Consider the following 13623-nt stretch of genomic DNA (forward strand, 5'->3'; position numbering starts at 1 on the left):
GACGTTCCCTGCCACCTCACCGCAAGTTCAGGCATGTCTCTCCGGGGGCTTCCCGGGGGCTCCCCGAGTCACTCCATCCGTTTACGTCCTTCCTCAGCTTATGCGGTTTCGATCCACCAATCGGAGTCGAACAGCCTTTGGGAACACTTGGACGCCTTGGGCGTAAGGTTGCGGTTTGCCCGTACCCAGCCGCGTACTGCCCACACTCGTGCCCCGCGGACGTGTTTTCGGAACCTCGGGGTTACCCCACGGTAAAGATGACGTCCGGACCTTCGCGGTAGCACGATGGAGGTGGCACACACAGAGTTGACAGCGTTGGCCGGGGGTACACCCCTCGTGACAGGCCCCGTAGATCACCACCGAACAGCGAAGGAACAGTGTGGCTTCCGGATCCGATCGCAACCCGATCATCATTGGCGGCCTTCCGAGCCAGGTCCCGGATTTCGATCCTGAAGAAACCCGGGAATGGCTCGACTCCCTCGACGCCGCCGTCGACGAGCGCGGCCGTGAGCGGGCCCGCTACCTGATGCTCCGGCTCATCGAACGCGCGCGGGAGAAGCGCGTCGCCGTGCCGGAGATGCGCAGCACGGACTACGTGAACACGATCGCCACGAAGGACGAGCCGTTCTTCCCCGGCGACGAGGAGATCGAACGCAAGATCCTCAACGCGACCCGCTGGAACGCCGCGGTGATGGTCTCGCGGGCCCAGCGTCCCGGGATCGGCGTCGGCGGCCACATCGCCACCTTCGCGTCCTCCGCCTCGCTGTACGACGTGGGCTTCAACCACTTCTTCCGGGGCAAGGACCAGGGCGACGGCGGCGACCAGATCTTCTTCCAGGGTCACGCGTCCCCGGGGATCTACGCCCGCGCCTTCCTGCTGGACCGGCTGAGCGAGGCGCAGCTCGACGCGTTCCGCCAGGAGAAGTCGAAGGCCCCGAACGGGCTGTCCAGCTATCCGCACCCGCGGCTGATGCCGGACTTCTGGGAGTTCCCGACCGTCTCGATGGGCCTCGGTCCGCTCGGCGCGATCTATCAGGCGCGGATGAACCGCTACATGGAGGCGCGCGGCATCGCCGACACCTCCGCGTCGCACGTCTGGGCCTATCTGGGCGACGGCGAGATGGACGAGCCGGAGTCGCTGGGCCAGCTGTCCATCGCGGCCCGCGAGGGCCTGGACAACCTGACCTTCGTGGTCAACTGCAACCTCCAGCGGCTCGACGGCCCGGTGCGCGGCAACGGCAAGATCATCCAGGAGCTGGAGTCGCAGTTCCGGGGCGCCGGCTGGAACGTCATCAAGCTGGTCTGGGACCGCTCCTGGGACCCGCTGCTGGCGCAGGACCGCACGGGCATCCTGGTCAACAAGCTGAACACCACGCCGGACGGCCAGTTCCAGACGTACGCCACCGAGACCGGTGAGTACATCCGCGAGCACTTCTTCGGCGACGACCCGCGGCTGCGGGACATGGTCAAGGACATGACCGACCAGCAGATCCTGCACCTGGGCCGCGGTGGTCACGACCACCGCAAGGTCTACGCGGCCTACGCGGCGGCCAAGGCGCACAAGGGCCAGCCGACGGTCATCCTGGCGCAGACGGTCAAGGGCTGGACGCTGGGGCCGAACTTCGAGGGCCGCAACGCGACGCACCAGATGAAGAAGCTCACGGTCGAGGACCTCAAGCGCTTCCGGGACCGCCTGCACATCCCGATCACGGACAAGCAGCTGGACGAGGGCTACCCGCCCTACTACCACCCGGGCCGCGACTCGGAGGAGATCCAGTACATGCACGACCGCCGCCAGGGTCTGGGCGGTTACGTCCCGACCCGGGTGGTGCGTGCGAAGCCGCTTCCGCAGCCGGACGAAAAGACGTACGCGGCTGCGAAGAAGGGTTCGGGTACACAGTCGATCGCCACCACCATGGCGTTCGTCCGCGTCCTGAAGGACCTCATGCGGGACAAGGAGATCGGCAAGCGCTTCGTGCTGATCGCCCCCGATGAGTACCGCACCTTCGGCATGGACGCATTCTTCCCGAGTGCGAAGATCTACAACCCGCTCGGCCAGCAGTACGAGGCGGTCGACCGTGATCTGCTGCTCGCGTACAAGGAGTCCCCCACGGGCCAGATGCTGCACGACGGCATCTCCGAGGCGGGCTGCACGGCCTCGCTGATCGCGGCCGGTTCGGCGTACGCCACGCACGGCGAGCCGCTGATCCCGGTGTACGTCTTCTACTCGATGTTCGGGTTCCAGCGCACCGGCGACCAGTTCTGGCAGATGGCCGACCAGCTCGCTCGCGGCTTCGTGCTGGGCGCGACCGCCGGCCGCACGACGCTGACCGGTGAGGGCCTCCAGCACGCGGACGGCCACTCGCAGCTGCTCGCCTCGACGAACCCGGGCTGTGTCGCGTACGACCCGGCCTACGGGTTCGAGATCGCGCACATCATGAAGGACGGGCTGCGCCGAATGTACGGCGAGGCGAACGAGGACGTCTTCTACTACCTCACCGTCTACAACGAGCCGATCCAGCACCCGGCCGAGCCGGAGGACGTGGACGTCGAGGGCATCCTCAAGGGCATCCACCGCTTCAGCACGGGCGAGAAGGGCGAGATCCCGGCCCAGATCATGGCGTCCGGTGTGGCGGTCCCCTGGGCCCTGGAGGCCCAGAAGATCCTCGCGGACGAGTGGAACGTCAGGGCGGACGTCTGGTCGGCGACCTCCTGGAACGAGCTGCGCCGCGAGGCGGTGGACGTGGAGCGCCACAACCTCCTGCACCCGGAGGAGGAGCAGCGCGTCCCGTATGTGACCAGGAAGCTCGAAGCGGCCCAGGGCCCGTTCGTGGCGGTCTCGGACTGGATGCGTTCGGTCCCGGACCAGATCGCGCGCTGGGTGCCGGGCGCCTACCAGTCGCTGGGCGCCGACGGCTTCGGCTTCGCGGACACCCGGGGTGCGGCCCGCCGGTTCTTCCACATCGACGCGCAGTCGATCGTGCTGGCGGTCCTCACCGAGCTGGCCAAGGAGGGCAAGATCGACCGGTCGGCCCTGAAGACGGCTGTGGACCGCTACCAGCTCCTGGACGTGGCCGCGGCCGATCCGGGCGCGGCGGGCGGAGACGCGTAGGCGGAGACGCGTAGGCGGGGCGCGTACGCGGAGACGCGTACGCGGGGACGGCCGGGAGGGGCGGTGGCGCTGGAGCGTCGCCGCCCCTCCCGTCTGTCCGGCCTCAGTTCTCCCAGATCTTGAAGGCGCGTACCTGGTACGGGGACCGGGGCGTCCAGGTGCCGCCGCCGGGGTACGTCTCGAACTCCCCCGTCTCCGCGCACTCGGCGGACTGGTAGGTGGTGACGGGCCGCCCGGTGCGGTTGGCGAGGGACTGGGCGTCGCCGCCCTTCGGCAGCGGGACGCAGCTCTCGATGTCCACGCCGGAGAGCTCGTAGGTGTGGCGGGCCCCGGTGAAGTCGGGCTTCTTCCAGAGGCAGAGCCTGCCCGCTTCGCAGGACCCGAGGGAGACGGCCGGGGGCCGCTCGGGGGCCGCCGCCGCCCGGTCGTGGGCCAGGGCCTGGGGAACGAGTGCGGTGACGGCCAGGGCGGCCGCGAGAACGGTCATACGCGTAACAGTCGTACGCATGATGGATCAACCCCCGTGGTTGGTCGGTGCTGGTCACCGTTGGTCGGTGTCCGCTTCCGCTGCTCACTCTGTGTCACCGGGAGCGGTGTGCGGAAGGGCGGCCGGGGGTGCACCACCCTGATAGGCGAGAGCCCCGCCGAAAGGATTCGGCGGGGCTCTGACCTGCGCTGTGTTGACGGCCTGCGCCGTTTCCGGCGTCAGATGTGGCCGACTCCGGCACCCGCCTCGGCGTTCTCGCCGCGCTTGGTGAGGGTGGCGACGAAGGCGGCGACCACGGCGACGACGCCCGCGACCGTGAAGGCCAGGCCCATGCCGGACATGAACGTGTCGTGGATGACCCCGCCGATGCGGTCGATGACGTCCGGGGTCATCCCGGGAGCCTTGGCGAGCTCCTCGGCCGGGACCATGCCGAACTCGGCGGCCTCCTCCAGCTTCGGGTCGGCTGCGCCGGGCAGGCCCGCGCCCGCCCAGTTGTCCGCGAAGTCGGAGCTGACCTTGGAGGACATGACCGCTCCGAGGACGGCGGTGCCGAGCGCGCCGCCGACCTGCATGGCGGCCTGCTGGAGACCGCCGGCCACGCCGGACAGCTCCATGGGCGCGTTGCCGACGATGACCTCGGTCGCGCCGACCATGACCGGGGCGAGCCCGCAGCCGAGCAGGGCGAACCAGAGGGACATCACGAAGGTGCCGGTGGAGTCTGTGAGCGTGGTCATGCCGAACATCGCGGTGGCCGTGCAGACCATGCCGCCGACCAGCGGGACGCGGGGGCCGAACTTGGTGATCAGCAGGCCGGCGACCGGCGAGGAGACGATCATCATGGCGGTCAGCGGCAGCAGGTGGAGGCCGCTGTCGACCGGGCTGAGGCCGTGGACGCCCTGGAGGAAGAACGTCACGAAGAAGAGGCCGCCCATGAAGGCGAAGGCCATCAGCATCATGAGGACGACACCGGCCGTCAACGGGACGGAACGGAACATCCCCAGCGGAACGAGCGGCTCCTTGACCCTGGTCTCCCAGAGGCCGAAGGCGACGAAGAGCAGGATCGCGAGGCCGAGCCACGCCCAGGTGCGGCCGTCGCCCCAGCCCCAGGCCTCACCGGCCTTGATGATGCCCCAGATGAGGGAGAACATCGCGCCCGAGAGCAGCGCGATGCCGAGGATGTCGAAGGAGCGCGGCGCGTTGGCGGCACGGTGGTCCTTGAGGATCACCAGGCCGAAGACGAGCGCGATCACGCCGACCGGCACGTTGATGAAGAAGACCGACTGCCAGCTGACGTGCTCGACGAGCAGACCGCCGACGATCGGGCCGCCCGCGGTGGACGCGCCGATGACCATGCCCCAGATGCCGATGGCCATGTTCAGCTTCTCGGCGGGGAAGGTGGCGCGCAGCAGGCCGAGTGCGGCCGGCATCAGCAGGGCGCCGAAGAGGCCCTGGAGCACGCGGAAGAGCACGACCAGGACGATCTCTTGGGAGAAACCGATCGCGGCGGAGGAGATTGCGAATCCCGCGATGCCGATCAGGAAGGTCTGACGGTGGCCGAAGCGGTCGCCCAGCTTGCCCGCGGTGATCAGGGCGACGGCGAGGGCGAGCAGATAGCCGTTGGTGATCCACTGGACGTCGGCGAGCGAGGCACCGAGGTCCTTCTGGATCGCGGGGTTCGCGATGGCGACGATGGTGCCGTCGAGGGCGACCATCATCACGCCGAGGGCGACGGCGAAGAGGGTCAGCCAGGGGTGGCCGCGAAGCCCCTTGGCCGGGGCGGGTCCTGCGTTGTCTTCGGGCTCCCGCGGCGCCTTCTCGACGGTGGTCTGACTAGTCATACGGCGAGACTAGTGACAGCTGCTGACAGTTGACAAACCAATTCACAAGTCAGTAACTGTCACGTAGCTCACACGTAGCTCACAGGTATGCTGAGCTGGACAAACACGGGAAAAGAGGAACCGGTACGTGATCGACGGGCAGACAGTGGAGCCCCGAGCCGGACTGCGTGAACGCAAGAAGCAGCGCACTCGGGACGCCCTCGTACGCGCCTCCCTCGAACTGTTCACCACCCAGGGGTACGAACGGACCACGGTCGACGAGATCGTCGACGCCGTGGAGGTCTCGCAGCGCACCTTCTTCCGCTACTTCGCGAGCAAGGAGGACGCCACCTTCGCCGTGCAGGAGATGGTCGAGTCCCGCTTCATCGAGGAGCTGCGCCGCCGCCCCGAGGGCGAAGCCCCCTTCGAGGCCATGCGCCGGGCCGTGCTGTGCGCGTGGAACAGCATCGGCGAGGCGATCGAGGAGGTCGTCACCGTCGACCTCCACATGCGGACCTACCAGATGATCGAGTCGACCCCCACCCTGCTCGCCGCCCATATGCGGCGCGGCGTCGCCCTGGAGAACCAGATCGCTCTGCTGATCGCGGAGCGTGAGGGGCTCGACGTGGAGCGGGACCCCCGGCCGCGGGTGGCCGTCGCCGCGTTCTCCGGGGTGATGCGGGTGACCGGCCAGCTGTGGGGCCGGGGGCTCGACCCGACGGTGGAGGCGCTGCGCGACCTGACCGAGGAGTATCTCGACCAGCTCGTCCCGGCCCTCGCCCAGGACTGGCGTCGGGAGTAGCGCGACCCCGGGTCGGCGATGACCCCGGGCCAGTAATGCCTCCGGGTCAGCGGTAGCCCCGGGTCAGCGGTGCCCCCGTCCAGTGGTGGCCCCGGGCAGCGATGGCCCCGCGTGGGAGATCCGTGATGAATCCTTCGCGAACCGGTGATGTACCTCACCCGAAGTCACGGGGGCCGGCCCGCGTCTCCTAGGGTGTGGCGCAGTGACTTCCTTCGACACCTCACCCACGTTGACCGCATGGCGCGCTCTGCTCGCCGTGGCGGTGGTGTTCGTGATGCTGGCGACGACGGGCTGGAGCGCCGTCCGCGACCGGTACACCGACGGGCCACGCGAACTCGCGCTCGCCTCCTGGGCGCGGGACCGGATAGCCGGCCGCTCGCTGCCGGACGCCGATTCTCCCGCCTACCGGCTGGCGCACTTCTTCGCCACCCTCACCTCGGGACAGCAGATCGCCCTCGCGGGCAAGTACCCGTCGGTGGTGGGGAACCTGAACGGCGCTCCGGTCACCCTGCGCTACTACGCGAACCGGGTGGCCCTCAGACAGGCCGTGGCCGTGGAGAAGACGCGGGCGCACGACGAGAAGCTCTCGCCGGACGGGCGCGGCGAGGCGGAGGCCCGTCTCGGCCGGTTCCGGTCGATGCTCGCGGGCAAGCGCCAGATCCTGGCCTTCGACCCTTCCGGAATGGGCCGTGCGGCGGAGGTGTTCGGGGATCTCGACCGGGCCGCCCGGGTCTCCGTCGTCGTTCCGGGCGTCGACACCCATCTGCTGACCCTGGAGCGCAGCACCCGCGCGTACAGGGCCCCCGTCGGCATGGCCAGGTCCCTGTACAAGGCGGAGCGCTCGGCCTCCCCGGGCACCCGTACGGCTGTCATCGCGTGGGCCGACTACACCGCACCGGCCGGTCTCGGCATGGACGCGGCGCTGGGCGGACTCGCGGCGAACGGTGCGGTCCGGCTGAACGCGATGGTCGGCGCGCTGCCCGGCGCCTCGAAGGTCTCGCTGTTCTGCCACAGCTACGGCTCCGTGGTGTGCGGGGTGGCCGCGCACCGGGCCCACGACCGGGTGGCCGACATCGCGGTCGCGGGCAGCCCCGGCATGCGGGTCGCCAACGCCGGGCAACTGGGGACCGGCGCCCGGATCTGGGCGACGCGGGACGGGGACGACTGGATCGGGGACGTACCCCATCTGGAGTTCGGCGGGATCGGTCACGGGGCCGACCCGGTCGACCCGGCGTTCGGCGCGCGGGTCGTCTCGGCGGCCGGGGCCGCCGGGCACAGCGGCTACTTCGAACCGGGCACCGAGAGCCTCGACAACTTCGCCGCGATCGGCGTCGGAGCGTACGGATCGGTCAGCTGCGCGAGCGCCGACAGCACGTGCCACCGCGGTATTTCCGGCGAGCGGGACGGCTGACGCGCGTAGAGGTCGGTGTCGGGCGGATTAATCGGGAGACCCCCCGTTGCCGGTGGGTCTCGCTCCGAGGGGGGACGCGGGCGACTGTGCCGCATACGATGAGGCACATGGGTGATGTGCTGGCCGGAATTCATGCCACCTGGGAGTTCGACACCGACTCCGTGCTCATCCGCTTCGAACGGGGCATCCGCACACCGAAGCTCTTCCAGAGCCTCCGGGAACGCCGCATCCCGTATGCGGCGTTGTCGTCGGTGACGCTGACCCCCGGCAAGCGGGGCACGGTGGTTCTGCGTGCCGTGCCGAGAGCGGGTGCCGATCCCCTGGTGGAGGCTGCCTCCGGGCAGCTCAAGGAGGGGTGCGACCCCTATCGCCTGGTGCTTCCGGCGGAGCGGGAGGTGCTCGCCGAGTATTACGCGGACGAGCTGCGGGCCCTGCTCGACCCGGCGTCCGGCGAGAGCGCCGACCGCTTCCTGGTGGCGGCCCCCGAGGCCCCGATGAACTTCAAGGCGTACGACGGCCGGGCCAGCTTCGACGGCGAGCGGATCTCCTTCCGGTGGTCCTGGACCGGGGCCTCCAGCGCCAAGTGGAAGGCCGGCGACCAGACCTTCCGGGTGGGTGAACTGGCTGGAATCGTGTGGCGCTCACCCGAGGCGCTGGACGGCTATCTGCGTCTGGTGCCCCGCGCGGCGGCCCCGGTCGACCACCGCACCGGCGGCAGCCTGGGCGACCTGCACGGTCCCGGCGGCTCCGGGGACGCGGACGGCGGGGTGCCCGCGGGCATACCGGCCGAGCTCCGGGCCGCCCGCGCGGACCAGGATCCGGCGGCCGTGCTGTTCGGCCTGGGCTACGGGCCGGTGCACGAGTCGCTGCCGTTCGCCGCCGCCGTCCTGGAATCCGTACGCCGGACCCAGCCCGCGCCCGCCGCCCCCGCCCCGGTCCTGGTGAACGCCGGGCGGCGCGATCCGGCGGACATCGCCGAGCGGATACATCACCTCGGCGAGCTGCATCAGGCCGGACTGGTGACGGACGCCGAGTACAGCGCGAAGAAGGCCCAGCTGCTCGCGGAGCTGTGATCCCGCGCCTTGTGGGTCCCGTGGGTCCCGTGGGTCCCGTGTGTCCTGCGCCCTGTTGTCCCGTGCCCCGGGTGTCGTGTGTGCCGCGTGCCCTGTGTTCTGCCGCCCCGTGTGCCCTGCCCCGCGCCCTGGGACCTGCTGTCCCGCGTCCCGTGTCCTGTGTCGTCGCCGGGCAGGTGACCCCGTACCGGGGTATGAGGCGGACCCGTCGAGGGTCGCGACCCCGGTATGACGCCCCCGCGCTCCCGGCCTGCCTAGGCTGACCGGGCCATGTCCACTTCCCCCGCCGGGCCCCCGCCGCCCGCCGACGGCCTGCTGAGCGCCGCCCGCCGCAATCTGCGCGAGCTCGCCCATGGGCTGTCCCACGCGTCCCATCCGTCCACCCCGCTGCTCGCGGAAGCCCCGAAGCGGTGGCAGCGGCTGCTGCCGTACGCCGTCGTACTCGCCCTGACCGCGACCTTCATCCCGGTCACCATCAACGTCCTGACCTCGCAGTACGGCGTGCCGGGCGCACTGGCCGGGGCGCTCGGGGTGGCCCAGGCCGCCCCGCTGCTGATGCTGGCCCACCGGCCCCTGCAGGCGTGGTGGATCATCTTCCCGGCCGATGTCGTGGGCGCGCTGGTGCTGCTGGCGCATCAGCCCGAGCGGCACGACACCTGGCCCTGGCCCCCGCCGGTCCTGGTCGCGTATCTCTTCCTGCTGCTGGCCCTCGGCCTGCGCGAGACGCGGCGTACCGTCGTCGCCGTCTGGGCGGTGACGGCCGCGACGGGGGCGGCCCTGCATCTGATCGCTCCCTCGGACCGCAGCACCGGCAGCGCCCTGCTGCTGCCGATCCTCGGCGCGGTCGTCCTGGTCATCGGGGCGGCGGTACGGGAGCGGGGCGAGGCGACGCGGCGGCTGGCCGAGCAGGAGACGATCAGCGAGGCGGAACGGGCGCAGCGCACGCTGCTGGAGGAGCGGACGCGGATCGCCCGTGAGCTGCACGACGTGGTCGCGCACCACATGTCGGTGATCACCGTGCAGGCCGACTCCGCGCCGTACCGGACCTCCGGGCTCTCGGAGCCCGCGCGGGAGGAGTTCGCCTCGATCGCGGCGGCGGCGCGGGAGTCCCTCGGCGAGATGCGGCGGCTGCTGTCGGTGCTGCGCAGCGACGGCACCGAGGGCGACCGGGCGCCGCAGCCGGGACTGGACCGGCTCCAGCAGCTGGTGGAGGCGACGGTACGGGCCGGGCTGCCGGCGGAGCTTTCGCTCGCCGCTGACCTGGGCGAGGTGCCGTCGGCGGTGGATCTGTCGGCGTACCGGATCGTGCAGGAGGCACTGGCCAACGTGGTGCGGCACGCGCCCGGGGCGCACACCCAGGTCTCGGTCCGGGCCTCCGCGGGTCATCTGAACGTGCTGGTCGTCAACGGCCCCGCGCCGAAGCCCGCCGCACCGCTGGAGAGCGCCGGGACCGGGCACGGGCTGGTGGGGATGCGGGAGCGCGTACGGTTGACCGGCGGCACGCTGGACACCGGGCCGCTGCCCGACGGAGGGTTCCGGGTGGCCGCCCGGATGCCGCTGCCTCCGGTCGTGTCGCCGTCCGCCCCACCCCCTTCGGAGGATCTGTGACCATCCGCGTGATCATCGTCGACGACCAGGCCATGGTGCGGGCCGGATTCGCGGCGCTGCTGGCGGCGCAGAGCGACATCGACGTGGTGGGCGAGGCGGCGGACGGCCGCCAGGGCGTCGACGTCAGCCGCAACCAGCACCCCGATGTCGTCCTCATGGACGTCCGGATGCCGGAGATGGACGGACTGGCCGCCGCGCGCGAGCTGTTGAACCCGCCGGTGGGGGTGGTGCACCGGCCGAAGGTCCTGATGCTCACCACGTTCGACGTGGACGACTACGTGTACGAGGCGCTGCGCGCCGGCGCGTCCGGGTTCCTGCTGAAGGACGCCCCGCCCGCCGATCTGATCGCGGCCGTACGGGTGGTGGCGGCCGGGGACGCGCTGCTCGCGCCCTCGGTGACCCGGCGGCTGATCGCGGACTTCGCGGCGCAGCGGCCCTCCGGGGCGACGCGCGGCGGCCAGGCACTCCGGCTGAACGGGCTGACCCCGCGCGAGAGCGAGGTGCTGGAGCTGATCGCCCGGGGGCTGTCGAACCAGGAGATCGCGGGGCGGCTGGTGCTGGCCGAGCAGACCGTCAAGACGCACATCGGGCGGGTGCTGGCCAAGCTGGATCTGCGGGACCGGGCGCAGGCGGTGATCTTCGCGTACGAGTCGGGGCTGGTGACGCCGGGGGACGCGGGGGCGTAGGAGGCCTTCGTCGTACGAGACTTTCCGGGCGCGCCGCCCCCGCCGTACGGCGCTCCGTGCGCACGGGGGCCGCCCCCGCCGAACGGCCTTCTCCGGGTGTGCGCCTCGTCCACCCCCTACCCGGGTATCACCCCGCGGTTGGCCCTCCGGTGTGACGCCCCCTCACCCGTCCTCTTCCTACCTTCCTCCCGGTCGCACCGGTCGGTGCGGATCCGGAGAGGGAGGGCACGATGCGCCGATACGCGAGGACCATGGTCGCGTTCGCACTGGCAACCAGCGTGGTGACAGGGACCGCGGGCTGGGTTTCGACGGATGCGCAGCAGGCGCTGACCGGCCCGCCGCCGGGCAGTGCGCAGTGGCGGGCGGACCGGACGCCGGGGCTGGGGCTGCCGGACCCGGAGCGGGCCACGCCCGCCGAAGTCGCTTCGTTCTTCGCCGGGTTGAGCGCCGACGAGCGGCAACTCCTGCTCGTACGTCATCCGTCCGTCGTCGGCAATCTCGACGGGACGCCCCTCGAACTGCGCTACCGCGCCAACTCCCTCGCGCTGGCCGCCGAGGAAGACCCCCGCTACCGCTCGCTCGCCGCCCCCGGCCGCCAGATCCTCGCGTTCGACCCGCGCGGACGCGGTCAGGTCGCCGAGGTCTTCGGGGACCTGCGCACGGCGCACCGGGTCTCGGTGGTGGTGCCGGGGTCCGACAACGACGCCGGGACCTTCGACCGGAAGGTCGTGAGCCACGGGGCTCCGGCCGGCATGGCCAGGACCCTGCACACGGCGGCCGGTCCGGGGACCGCCGTCATCGCCTGGGTCGGGTACACCACCCCGGTGGGCGTCGGGCTCGACGCGGCCACCGGCCGACTCGCGGAGGCGGGGGCCGGGCGGCTGACCCGGTTCACGGAGGGCCTGGCGGCGGACGGGCTGCCCGCGCCCGCCGTGTTCTGCCACAGCTACGGCTCGGTGGTCTGCGGCCTGGCCGCGCACCGCCTTCCCGCCACCGACCTGGTGGTCCTCGGCTCCCCCGGGATGCGCGCCGACGACGTGGGCGGGCTGCGGACGGACGCCCGGGTCTGGGCGGCGAAGGACCCGACCGACTGGATCGACGATGTGCCCAACGTGCGCTTCGCGGGCCTCGGTCACGGGACGGACCCGGCCGATCCGGCGTTCGGCGCCCGCCGTGTACCGGCGGACGAGGCACGGGGGCACGCCGGCTACTTCGAACCCGGGACGGATTCGCTGCGGACCTTCGCCGCCATCGCGCGCGGTGACGTGGCGGCGCCCGCCCCGGACACGGCGGAACCGGGCCCGGCAGATGCCGCCCCGGTGCTGGAGGCCGCCCCGGCCCTGGAAGGCGCGGCCCGATGAACGCCCTGCTGAAGAACGGCCGGCGGCTCGCGGCCCGTATCGACGCGTCCACCCCCGCCCACCGCGACCGGGCGATCGACGGCCTGCGGGCCCTGGCGCTGCTCGCCGTGCCGCTCGGCCACTGGATGCTCGGCGGGTTCCGGCTGGACGCCGACGGCCTGCACAACGCGAGCCCGCTGTCGACCTTCGCCGGGCTGGCGCCCGCGAGCTGGGTGCTCCAGATGCTGGGGATCTTCTTCCTCGTCGGCGGGTACGCCTCGGTGCTCTCCTTCCGCCGCCGGGCCTCGACGACGGCCGCCTGGCTGGGCGGCCGGCTGGCCCGCCTCGGCCGGCCGGTGCTCGGTGTGACCGCCGTGTGGGCGGTACTGCTGGCGGTGCTGTCCGCGCTGGGCGTGCCGGGCGACACCCTGCGTACGGGGTCGACGCTGGTGATCCAGCCGCTCTGGTTCGTCGGGGTCTACACCGTGGTCACGGCCCTCACCCCGGTCTGCGTCACGCTGGCGCGGAAGCTCGGCGGGTGGGCGGCGCTGCCGCTGCTGGCGTCCGTCGCGGTGGTGGACTTCCTGCGCTACGGGCCGTTCGCCGAGGCGATGCCGTCCTGGCTGAGCGTGCTCAACATCCTGCCCGGCTGGCTCTTCGCCTATCAGCTGGGCGTGTCCTGGGGCGAGGGCCGGATCGGGAGGCGCGGGGCCCGGCTGCTGCTGATCGGCGGCGGGGTGCTGTTCGCCGCGCTGCTGCTCGCCTTCCACTACCCGGCGTCGATGGTCGGGGTGCCGGGCGAGGCGCGGACGAACTCTCATCCGCCGTCGCTGCTGGTGGTGGCGTTGGCCGCGACGCAGAGCGGGGCGGCGATCCTGCTGCGCGACCGGCTCGGGCGGCTGTTGCGCAAGCCGCTGCTCTGGGCGCCGGTCGTGGTGATCAACCTGTCGGCGATGACGATCCTGTGCTGGCACCAGACCGCGATGCTGGCCGCCGCCGTACCGGCCTCGCTCGCGGGGGCGGCGGGCACGGCGGTGGCGGGGCTGACGACCGCGCCGGACACGGTGGGCTGGATCCTCGCCCGGATCGCCTGGCTGCCGGTGTTCGCGGGGCTGCTGGTGCTGATCGCCCGGTACGCGCGCCGCTTCGAGGCTCCGTGGCAGGCGGGCACCCGCGCCGCGAACGCCCGCCGCGCCCTGGCGGGGCTGCTCGCGGCGGGGTTCGCGGTGTTCGCGCTGGGGCTGGCGTGAGGCCCCGAGGGTGTGGTACCCGGGTGGGGCCGTCCGG

General features: G+C 71.7%; 9 protein-coding genes and 1 pseudogene. 8 read left to right on the forward strand and 2 right to left on the reverse strand.

Translation table 11 applies throughout. From position 1 onward, the window contains the following. Positions 1 to 379 precede the first annotated feature (379 nt). Entirely contained in the window at positions 380 to 3112 is a 2733-nt protein-coding gene (gene aceE, locus PSQ21_RS08670; RefSeq protein WP_274029852.1) for a pyruvate dehydrogenase (acetyl-transferring), homodimeric type, read from the forward strand. A gap of 103 nt (positions 3113 to 3215) precedes the next feature. Here aceE and PSQ21_RS08675 read toward each other — a convergent pair whose 3' ends face one another. Next, a complete protein-coding gene (locus PSQ21_RS08675) occupies positions 3216 to 3620 on the reverse strand; it encodes a peptidase inhibitor family I36 protein (protein ID WP_274029853.1) in 405 nt (134 codons plus the stop codon). Between the two features lie 184 nt (positions 3621 to 3804). Continuing rightward, positions 3805 to 5437, reverse strand: a pseudogene (locus tag PSQ21_RS08680) (MFS transporter); the annotation flags it as partial. A gap of 127 nt (positions 5438 to 5564) precedes the next feature. Between PSQ21_RS08680 and PSQ21_RS08685 the strand changes: the two are divergent. From PSQ21_RS08685 to PSQ21_RS08715, 7 genes are all read left to right on the forward strand, one after another. Next, positions 5565 to 6218: a TetR family transcriptional regulator gene (locus tag PSQ21_RS08685; RefSeq protein WP_274029855.1), complete on the forward strand. Its 654-nt coding sequence runs from the start codon at positions 5565 to 5567 to the stop codon at positions 6216 to 6218. A 202-nt stretch (positions 6219 to 6420) separates the two neighbouring features. Beyond that, positions 6421 to 7629, forward strand: a complete 1209-nt coding sequence (locus PSQ21_RS08690; RefSeq protein ID WP_274029856.1) for an alpha/beta hydrolase — start codon at positions 6421 to 6423, stop codon at positions 7627 to 7629. 107 nt (positions 7630 to 7736) lie between these two features. After that, on the forward strand, positions 7737 to 8702 hold the full coding sequence (locus PSQ21_RS08695; RefSeq protein WP_274029857.1) for a DUF4429 domain-containing protein: 966 nt from the start codon (positions 7737 to 7739) through the stop codon (positions 8700 to 8702). Positions 8703 to 8972: 270 nt separating this feature from the next. Beyond that, positions 8973 to 10310: a sensor histidine kinase gene (locus tag PSQ21_RS08700; RefSeq protein WP_274029858.1), complete on the forward strand. Its 1338-nt coding sequence runs from the start codon at positions 8973 to 8975 to the stop codon at positions 10308 to 10310. After that, positions 10307 to 10996 carry a response regulator gene (locus PSQ21_RS08705; RefSeq protein WP_050361318.1) on the forward strand — a complete coding sequence of 230 codons (690 nt, stop codon included), beginning with the start codon at positions 10307 to 10309 and terminating at the stop codon, positions 10994 to 10996. The genes PSQ21_RS08700 and PSQ21_RS08705 overlap by 4 nt, the downstream gene beginning before the upstream one ends. Before the next feature lie 230 nt (positions 10997 to 11226). Beyond that, the gene (locus PSQ21_RS08710; RefSeq protein ID WP_274029859.1) at positions 11227 to 12357 is read left to right on the forward strand and encodes an alpha/beta hydrolase; all 1131 of its coding nucleotides are present in this window, start codon (positions 11227 to 11229) and stop codon (positions 12355 to 12357) included. Further along, positions 12354 to 13586, forward strand: coding sequence for an acyltransferase family protein (locus PSQ21_RS08715; RefSeq protein ID WP_274029860.1), 1233 nt, complete (start codon positions 12354 to 12356; stop codon positions 13584 to 13586). Before PSQ21_RS08710 ends, PSQ21_RS08715 begins: the two co-directional genes overlap by 4 nt. The last annotated feature ends 37 nt before the right edge of the window (positions 13587 to 13623 follow it).

This window comes from Streptomyces sp. MMBL 11-1 (assembly GCF_028622875.1).
Taxonomy (GTDB): domain Bacteria; phylum Actinomycetota; class Actinomycetes; order Streptomycetales; family Streptomycetaceae; genus Streptomyces.

Coding starts and splice junctions, on each gene's coding strand:
- PSQ21_RS08675 (WP_274029853.1), bottom strand. CDS start 3,620: ATGCGTACGACTGTTACGCGTATGACCGTTCTCGCGGCCGCCCTGGCC.
- PSQ21_RS08695 (WP_274029857.1), top strand. CDS start 7,737: ATGGGTGATGTGCTGGCCGGAATTCATGCCACCTGGGAGTTCGACACC.
- PSQ21_RS08700 (WP_274029858.1), top strand. CDS start 8,973: ATGTCCACTTCCCCCGCCGGGCCCCCGCCGCCCGCCGACGGCCTGCTG.
- PSQ21_RS08710 (WP_274029859.1), top strand. CDS start 11,227: ATGCGCCGATACGCGAGGACCATGGTCGCGTTCGCACTGGCAACCAGC.
- PSQ21_RS08715 (WP_274029860.1), top strand. CDS start 12,354: ATGAACGCCCTGCTGAAGAACGGCCGGCGGCTCGCGGCCCGTATCGAC.